This is a genomic window from Actinoalloteichus spitiensis RMV-1378 (assembly GCF_000239155.1).
Taxonomy (GTDB): domain Bacteria; phylum Actinomycetota; class Actinomycetes; order Mycobacteriales; family Pseudonocardiaceae; genus Actinoalloteichus_B; species Actinoalloteichus_B spitiensis.
Map to the genome: position 1 here is coordinate 1 of NZ_AGVX02000060.1, position 7,298 is coordinate 7,298.

The 7,298-nt window shown below is 74.4% G+C and carries 7 protein-coding genes; all 7 read right to left on the minus strand.

The annotated features are described in order from the left end of the window. Window positions 1-2: 2 nt before the first annotated feature. A complete protein-coding gene (locus ACTIDRAF_RS0203010) occupies window positions 3-1,043 on the minus strand; it encodes a polyprenyl synthetase family protein (protein ID WP_016697238.1) in 1,041 nt (346 codons plus the stop codon). Between the two features lie 435 nt (window positions 1,044-1,478). Beyond that, window positions 1,479-2,423: a sugar kinase gene (locus ACTIDRAF_RS0203015; RefSeq protein WP_016697239.1), complete on the minus strand. Its 945-nt coding sequence runs from the start codon at window positions 2,421-2,423 to the stop codon at window positions 1,479-1,481. Further along, complete coding sequence (locus ACTIDRAF_RS0203020; RefSeq protein ID WP_016697240.1) at window positions 2,420-3,067, minus strand: bifunctional 4-hydroxy-2-oxoglutarate aldolase/2-dehydro-3-deoxy-phosphogluconate aldolase; 648 nt, start codon at window positions 3,065-3,067, stop codon at window positions 2,420-2,422. The genes ACTIDRAF_RS0203015 and ACTIDRAF_RS0203020 overlap by 4 nt, the downstream gene beginning before the upstream one ends. Window positions 3,068-3,131: 64 nt before the next feature. Then, a complete protein-coding gene (gene dgoD, locus ACTIDRAF_RS0203025; protein WP_016697241.1) occupies window positions 3,132-4,277 on the minus strand; it encodes a galactonate dehydratase in 1,146 nt (381 codons plus the stop codon). Beyond that, complete coding sequence (locus ACTIDRAF_RS0203030) at window positions 4,274-5,101, minus strand: FCD domain-containing protein (RefSeq protein ID WP_016697242.1); 828 nt, start codon at window positions 5,099-5,101, stop codon at window positions 4,274-4,276. Before ACTIDRAF_RS0203030 ends, dgoD begins: the two co-directional genes overlap by 4 nt. Before the next feature lie 47 nt (window positions 5,102-5,148). Next, window positions 5,149-5,937: an SDR family NAD(P)-dependent oxidoreductase gene (locus ACTIDRAF_RS0203035; RefSeq protein WP_026065719.1), complete on the minus strand. Its 789-nt coding sequence runs from the start codon at window positions 5,935-5,937 to the stop codon at window positions 5,149-5,151. A gap of 69 nt (window positions 5,938-6,006) precedes the next feature. Beyond that, the coding region (locus ACTIDRAF_RS31745) for a DUF4380 domain-containing protein (RefSeq protein ID WP_052168683.1) at window positions 6,007-7,298 on the minus strand (1,292 nt) is incomplete at its 5' end.

Genomic DNA, 7,298 nt, shown 5'->3' on the forward strand with positions numbered 1-7,298 from the left:
GGTCAGTGGTCGCGGCGGGCGAGCAGGCGGGCGAGCCGGGCGAGGTCGCGCGCCGCCGTGGCGTCGACGGCGGCGTCGTCGAGGTGGTCCAGTCCCTCCGTGAGGAGCGCGTCGATCCGTTCCTGGCAGTGCTCGCGTCCCCCGGCGAGTTCGACGAGCTCAGCGGCCCGCACCACCTCGCTGTCGGTGAGTTCCCCCGGCCGCCCGTACAACGCGGCCAGTTCGTGGCCGGCCGGGGTGGCGGAGGTGAGTGCCGCGGCGACCGGCAGCGACTTCTTGCGGCTACGCAGGTCGGAGTGCACGGGTTTGCCGGTGACCTCGGGGTCGCCCCAGATACCGAGCAGGTCGTCGGCGAACTGGAACGCGAGGCCGACCCGTTCGCCGAAGAGGCGGAGCCGATCCACCTGGTCCTGGTCGCCACCGCCGAAGAGCGCTCCAAGTCCGCTGGCGGCGCCGAGGAGCGCGGCGGTCTTGCCCTCGGACATGCGCACGCACTGGTCGAGCTCGACGGTGCGGCGGTGTTCGAAGTCGAGGTCGAGGCTCTGCCCGTGCACGAGTTCGCGGACGGCGGCACCGAGCAGGCGGCTGCCCTGGCGCGCCTCTGGTCGGTCGCTGACGGTGAGGAGGTCCAGTGCCAGGGTGAGCAGCGCGTCTCCGGTGAGGATCGCGAGGTTGACGCCGAACACGCGCCAGGCGGCCGGGCGGTGCCGCCGCACCGCGTCGCCGTCCATGACGTCGTCGTGCAGCAGCGAGAAGTTGTGGACGAGTTCCACGGAGGTGGCCGCAGTGGTGGCCTCGGCCACGGTGCCACCGACCGCTTCCGAACACAGCAGGGTGAGCGCGGACCGCACCGACTTGCCCGCGCCGGCTCGGGTGGGCCTGCCCTGTTCATCGGACCAGCCGAAGTGGAAGCCCGCCACCCGTCCAAGGGACTCGGGCAGGGTGTCGACCGCTGCCCTCAGTTCGGGTTCGACGGCCTCCCTGCCCCAGACCGTCACGTCACGACGCGAACGTTCCCCGGCCACCACGTCCCGCACGGCCATCCTCCGACACCTGCCTTCAGCCTCGCTGCCGTCTGCTTCGTCCCGTCGGTGCCGCCGGTACCCGGCGCCCGCCGGGTCCGATTCTCGCTGACCGTGACCGCCGGTGTGGCCGGGCGACCGGACCAGGCCCCTCCCACGACCAGACGAAACCACAGCGGGCCGGACGGCGCCCGTCCAGCCGGTCCCGGGTCGTCCGAACGGCTGGGCGCTGGGAGCCGGCGCCCCCGAGCTGGGGAGGGCCGTCATCGGCGGCGGTCCGGGCGGAGCGTCCTCGGGGTGTGCCCGCCGGGTCGGTGGACTGGACGCGGGGGCGTCGGCGTGGCCCTGGGGCACCGGATGGCACCCGCTCCCGGCACCGGGCGGACGTCGCCCGCGGGTGTGCGGCGGCGCTCCGTCACGCGGAGGACGCCGCCGAGGCGGCGGGGGCCGCGCGGCTCACCGCACGGTGCTGCCGGGGGCGAGGTCGAGCAGGGGCAGTTCGGCCCGGGTGGGCAGTCCCTCCCAGTCCCCGGCGCTGGCGACGGCGAAGGCGCCGAGCAGCACCGCCCGGTGGAGCCGTCCCGGGGAGTCGAGCCCGTCGAGGCGGGCCGAGAGGTAGCCGGCGCTGAACGCGTCGCCCGCGCCCACGGTGTCGACGACGGGCACCCGGACGGCCGTGGCGTGCTCCGTCCCGTCCCGGTGGTGCAGGTGAGCACCGTCGGCTCCGAGTTTGACGACGACCTCGGACACCCCGGCGTCGAGCAGCCGTTGGGCGGCTTCGGCCGTGTCACCCGTTCCGCCGGTGACGAGGGGCAGCTCGTCGTCGGAGGCGATGACCACGTCGGCCCGTTCGGCCAGTGGGCTCAGGACCCTGGTGGCCTCGTCGGCGGACCAGAGGCGGGACCGGAAGTTCACGTCGAGGGAGACGGTCCACCCCGACGCCCTGGCGTGGTCGACGGCGTGGCGGACCGCCGCCAGCGGCTCCGGCCCCAACGCGCAGGTGATGCCGGTGACGTGCAGCAGCCGTGCCCCGCCGGTCAGGGCGGGCACGAGGTCCCGGGGGTTCAGGCGGGACCCGGCCGAGCCGCTGCGGTAGTAGTTCACCCGGACGACGTCGGCGATCCGGGGTTCGAAGAGGATGAGCCCGGTGGGGGCGTCCGGGTCGACCACGACCGAGGTGACGTCGACGCCCTCCGCCCGCAGTGTTCGGGTGACGAGTTCCCCGGGCTGGTCGGCGCCGACGCGACCTACCCAGCGGGTGGCGTGGCCGAGGCGGGACAGCCCGATGGCGACGTTGGACTCGGCGCCCGCCACGGAGAGCCGCATGTCGCCGCCGAGGCGCATCGGACCGGTGCCCCGGAGGGCGGCCATGCTCTCGCCGAGGGTGATGACCTCGGTCATCCGCGTTCCCCGTCCTGCTCGTGCTCGCGGGCCAGCACCCGGAATTCCCGGGCGCGGGTCCGCATCTCGGCCGGGTCGGCCCCGTCGGCGGCGCCGGCGAGCAGCGGGGAGCCCACACCCACCGCGAGGGCGCCGAGTCGCAGGTAGCGGCGGGCGGCGTCGACGTCGACGCCGCCGACCGGGACGAACGGCACCGAGGGGAAGGGGTCCCGCAACGCCTTCAGGTAGTCGGGCCCGCCGCCGTGGTTGGCGGGGAACAGCTTCACCGCGCTGGCCCCGGCCTGGACGGCGGTGTACACCTCGGTGGGGGTGAGCGCGCCGACGAGGGTGGGCAGGCCGAGTTCGATCGCGGTGGCCGTGCCCGGCCCGAGGGCGGGGGTGACGGCGAAGGTGGCTCCCGCGTCCCGGGCCCGCCGGGCGTCCTGTTCGGAGAGGATGGTGCCGGCTCCGAGCGCGGCGTCGCCGGCACGCGCCTGGGCGAGGCGTTCGACCACCGCGAGTGCGTCGGCACCGGTGAGGGACACCTCGACCAGGTCGATGCCCTCCTCCCACAGGATGCGGACCGCCCGGTAGGCGGCCTCGGGGTCGCGACCGCGCACGATCGCCACCACGCGTTCCTCGGCGAGGCGGTCGAGAAGGTTCATGGTGCGTCTCCTGTCTCTGCTGGTGGTGCGGGCCCGTCCGGAGCGTCCCGGCCGGGCGGGGGGATCACCATTCGGCGAAGGAGCCGTCGTCGTGCCGCCAGGTCGGGGATCGCCAGTCGTGGCCCAGGGCGTCGGCCCGTCGTACCGCCTCCTCGTCCACCAGCACCCCGAGCCCGGGACGGGTGGGCCGGGGCAGGTGGCCGTCGACGAAGCGGAACATCTCCCGGTCCACCACGTAGTCGAGGAGTTCCGCGCCGACGTTGTAGTGGATGCCCAGGCTCTGCTCCTGGATGAGGAAGTTCGGGGTGGCGAAGGCGATCTGGAGGCTGGCGGCGAGCGCGATCGGACCGAGCGGGCAGTGCGGGGCCAGTTGCACGTCGTAGACCTCGGCGAGCGATCCGATGCGCCGCACCTCGGAGATACCACCGGCGTGGGAGAGGTCCGGTTGCGCCACGGCGATCCCCGCCTGGAGCGCGGGCAGGAACTCGTGCCGCGAGTACAGCCGTTCGCCGCAGGCGATCGGGACCGGGCTCGACCGGACGAGGTCGCCGAGGAGGTGGGTGTGTTCCGGCAGGACCGGTTCCTCGACGAACATGGGGTGGGCGTCGGCGAGGAGCGGCAACACCCGCCGGGCGGTGGCGGCGGTGAAACGTCCGTGGAAGTCGACGGCGACGTCGCGGTGGGGGCCGAGGACCTCCCGCGCGGCGGCCAGCCGGGCGAGGACGCCGTCGATCTCGGCTACGGTGCCGGCCCGGCTCATCCGGCCGCTGCCGTTCATCTTCACGGCGGTCAGACCGGCTTCGACCTGGGCGGCGATGGCCTCCGCGATCTCCGTGGGCTCGTCACCGCCCACCCAGCCGTAGACGCGGACGCGGTCCCGGACCGGGCCGCCGAGCAGTTGGTGGACCGGAGCGTCGAAGGCCTTGCCGGCGATGTCCCACAGGGCCTGGTCGAGACCGGCCACGGCACTGGAGAGCACGGGGCCGCCCCGGTAGAAGGCTCCCTTGGTCATCCGCTGCCAGTGGTCCTCGATCCGCAGCGGGTCCTCACCCACGAGCAGCTCGGCCAGTTCGTGGACGGCGGTGCGCACGGTGTGGGCGCGCCCCTCCACCACCGGTTCTCCCCAACCGACGATCCCTTCGTCCGTCTCCACCCGGCAGAACAGCCAGCGGGGCGCGACGAGGAACGTCTCCACCCGGGTGATCTTCACGACAGCTCCTTCGTGTGGTCGTCGGTGTGCCGGGAGGACGGGGTCCCCGCGCCCCGGGTTCCGGTCGTCGGGCGTTCCTCGGCGGTGTCCCCGGGCAGGGGCCCGTCGCGCCCGGTGTCGGCGAACTGGCCGGCGGTGACCCGGCGCAGGTCGGACGCGGACTTCTCCAGGAGGTCCCGCATGGCCCGTTCGGCTCCGTCGGCGTCGCCGAGCCGGATCGCGTCGACGACGGCCTGGTGGCTGGGCACCGGATCGTCCTCGGCGGCGCCGTGGACCAACCGGTCGCGTTCGGACAGGCCGGGTTCGATGAAGATCTCCATCCGGATCAGCATCTCGTTGTGGGTGGCGACCAGGAGCGCCCGGTGCCAGGCGAGGTCGGCGGCGGCCGCGGCGGCGGGGTCTCCGCCGACGGCACGGGCCATCGCCTGGAGGGCCTCGTCGAGCGCGGTGAGGTCCTCCTCCCGTCTCCGCAGCGCCGCGAACCGGGCGGCGGCGGGTTCGACGACGGTGCGCACCTCGGCGAGGTCCTGGAGGAAGGCGGCGGCGGCCCCGGCGGCGAACTGCCAGCGGATGACGTCGACGTCGAGGAGGTTCCAGGTGGCTCGGGGGCGCACGAAGGTGCCCCGACGTTGTCTCGCGTCCACCAGGCCCTTGGCCGCCAGGACCTTCAACGCCTCCCGCAGGGCGGTCAGGCTCAGGTCCAGCTCGCCGCTGAGACCGGCGAGGTCGATCGTCTCGCCCTCGGCGAGTTCGCCGGAGACGATCCGCACGCCGAGCAGCTCGACGGTGTTCCCGTGCACTCCGCGCCCGATGTAGGCGGCCATCCTTCTCGTCCTCCAGTCGTGCCGGCGCCGTGTTCGGGCCGCCGCCCTCAGGCGGAGGCCTTGAAGGCCGTCCACCCGCCGTCGACCACCAGTCCCGTCCCGGTGACGTAGGAGGCGTCCGGTGACGCGAGGAACGCGATACCGGCGGCCACCTCCTCCGGGGTCCCGAAGCGGCGGGTGACGGTCTGCTCGACGCTGCGAGCCCTGTCCTCTTCGGACACTTCGTCCCACGCCGCCGTCAGGATGGGGCCGGGCAGGACCCAGGTCACGCGGACCTCGGGTCCGTACTCGACGGCGAGTTGCCGCCCGAGCGAGGTCAACCCGCCCTTGGTTGCGGCGTAGGCCGGCCGCCCCGGCAGCCCGACGACGGCGTGCACCGAGGAGGTGAGCACCACCGCGCCCCGCTGGGCGCGCAGGTCTCCCAGGCAGGCCCGGACCCCGAGGAAGGTGCCCGTGAGGTTGACGGCGAGCTGCTGGTCCCAGGACTGGCGGCTCATCTCGTGGGCGGCCCGGACGTCGACGGTATAGGCGTTGCTGACCAGCACGCCGACCGGGCCGAACGACTGGCGGGTTGTGGTCACGGCGTCGTCCCAGGCGTCCTCGTCGGCGACGTCGCACCGCAGGCCCAGCGCCCGCCCGCCACCGTCGCGGATGGCGGTCGCGACGTCGTGCACCCGGGAGTCGACGTCGAGGAGGGCGACGGCGGCGCCCTCCTGGGCGAGACGGCGCGCGGTGGCGGCTCCGATACCGGAGGCCGCGCCGGTGACGACGGCCGTGCGGCCGGCGAACCGGGTCCCGGCGACGCCGGGGGTGCTCTCCTGGGGTGCGCTGTTCACCTGTCCCACCTCGTCCTCCGGAAACGCGCCCGTCCTCGCCGGGACGGTGTTGGTTGTCGATCGACCTTCTCACCCACGTCGGACCGCCCCGATGTCGACCGGGGTCGTCGCCGCCCGCCGCAGCAGCGTGAGCCGGAACTCGGTGACGGCAGGGGGCAGCTCCGGCAGTTCGGGAAGCGTGGCGGGCCGGCCGGGGTGCTGCCCGTCCTGGTCCGCCCCGGCGATCTCGGCGCCGTCGGCGTCGTGGCAGGTGACCCGGAGCGCGCACACGCTGTCGGGGACGAACACCCCGGTGAGACGCCACCGTCCCGAGCCGGGGTCGGCGGTGAGCCCGAGCGGGCGCGTCCAGTACCCGGCGTCGGTCACCGAGGAGACGGCCTCGCGGGTGGCGCCGAAGCGCACCTCGACGGGCAGGTTGGTGCGGTCGCCGGGCTCCAACCAGGTGAAGGGACCGAGCGCCTCGCACTCCACGACCCGGTCTCGGGGCCGGAGTCCGCCCAGGTGGTCGAGGGGCCGGTCCAGGGGGTGTTCCAACCAGACCTCGACGCGGGAGCCGTCGTCCGGGTACTCGGCCTCCTCCCACACGGGGAACCGCTGGGTGAGGGTGCCGTGGCTGGAGACGTGGGCCAGCCACCCGGCGGCGTCGGGGAAACCGACCTTGCCCACCACGTCCTGGGCGGGCACGAGGGCGGTGCCGCCGTCGTGGCGGACCACGGGGTTGGCGGTACCGGCGACGAGGTCGACGGTGGTGGGCCGTCCGGATCCGGCGAGGCCCACGTACACGCCGGCCGCCGGCCCGGCCTCGGCCGGCGGCTGCCCGACGAGCTGGGTGACGTTCCACAGCCCCCACCGGACCCGCCGGTCGGACACGTTGTGGAACTCCAGGTCGAGCCGGTACCCGGTGGTGCCGGCCGGGAGCCGCACGGTGCGGGTCGAGCGGAGCCCGGTTCGCGGGTCGGGGTCGCTGGTCATGGTGGCGACCGCCTCACCGTCCTCGACCCGCGTGGTCAGCTGGTAGCTGCCGGAGTCGAGGACCGGGTCCGGCGGCCCGGCCCACTGGTCCGGGCCGTCCCAGCCCTGCGGGGCCGGCCACGTCTTGTCGCCGCCGACGTTGTTCCAGGCCGACATGGGTCCGGCGGTGGGGGTGAGGCGCACACCGGCCCTCGGGCGCAGGTCCTCGTCCAGCAGCCGGGGGTTGCGGTACAGGTGCTCGCGGCCGTCGACGCGGACCGAGAGCACCCGGCCGCCGAGGGTGGGGGCGAGGGTCACCCTGACCAGCCCGTTGTCCAGGTGGCACAGCGGAACGGGCCCGGAGTCGTCGTGGTCGACGCGTGCGGTGTCCGGCGGCGGTGGCGTGGTGT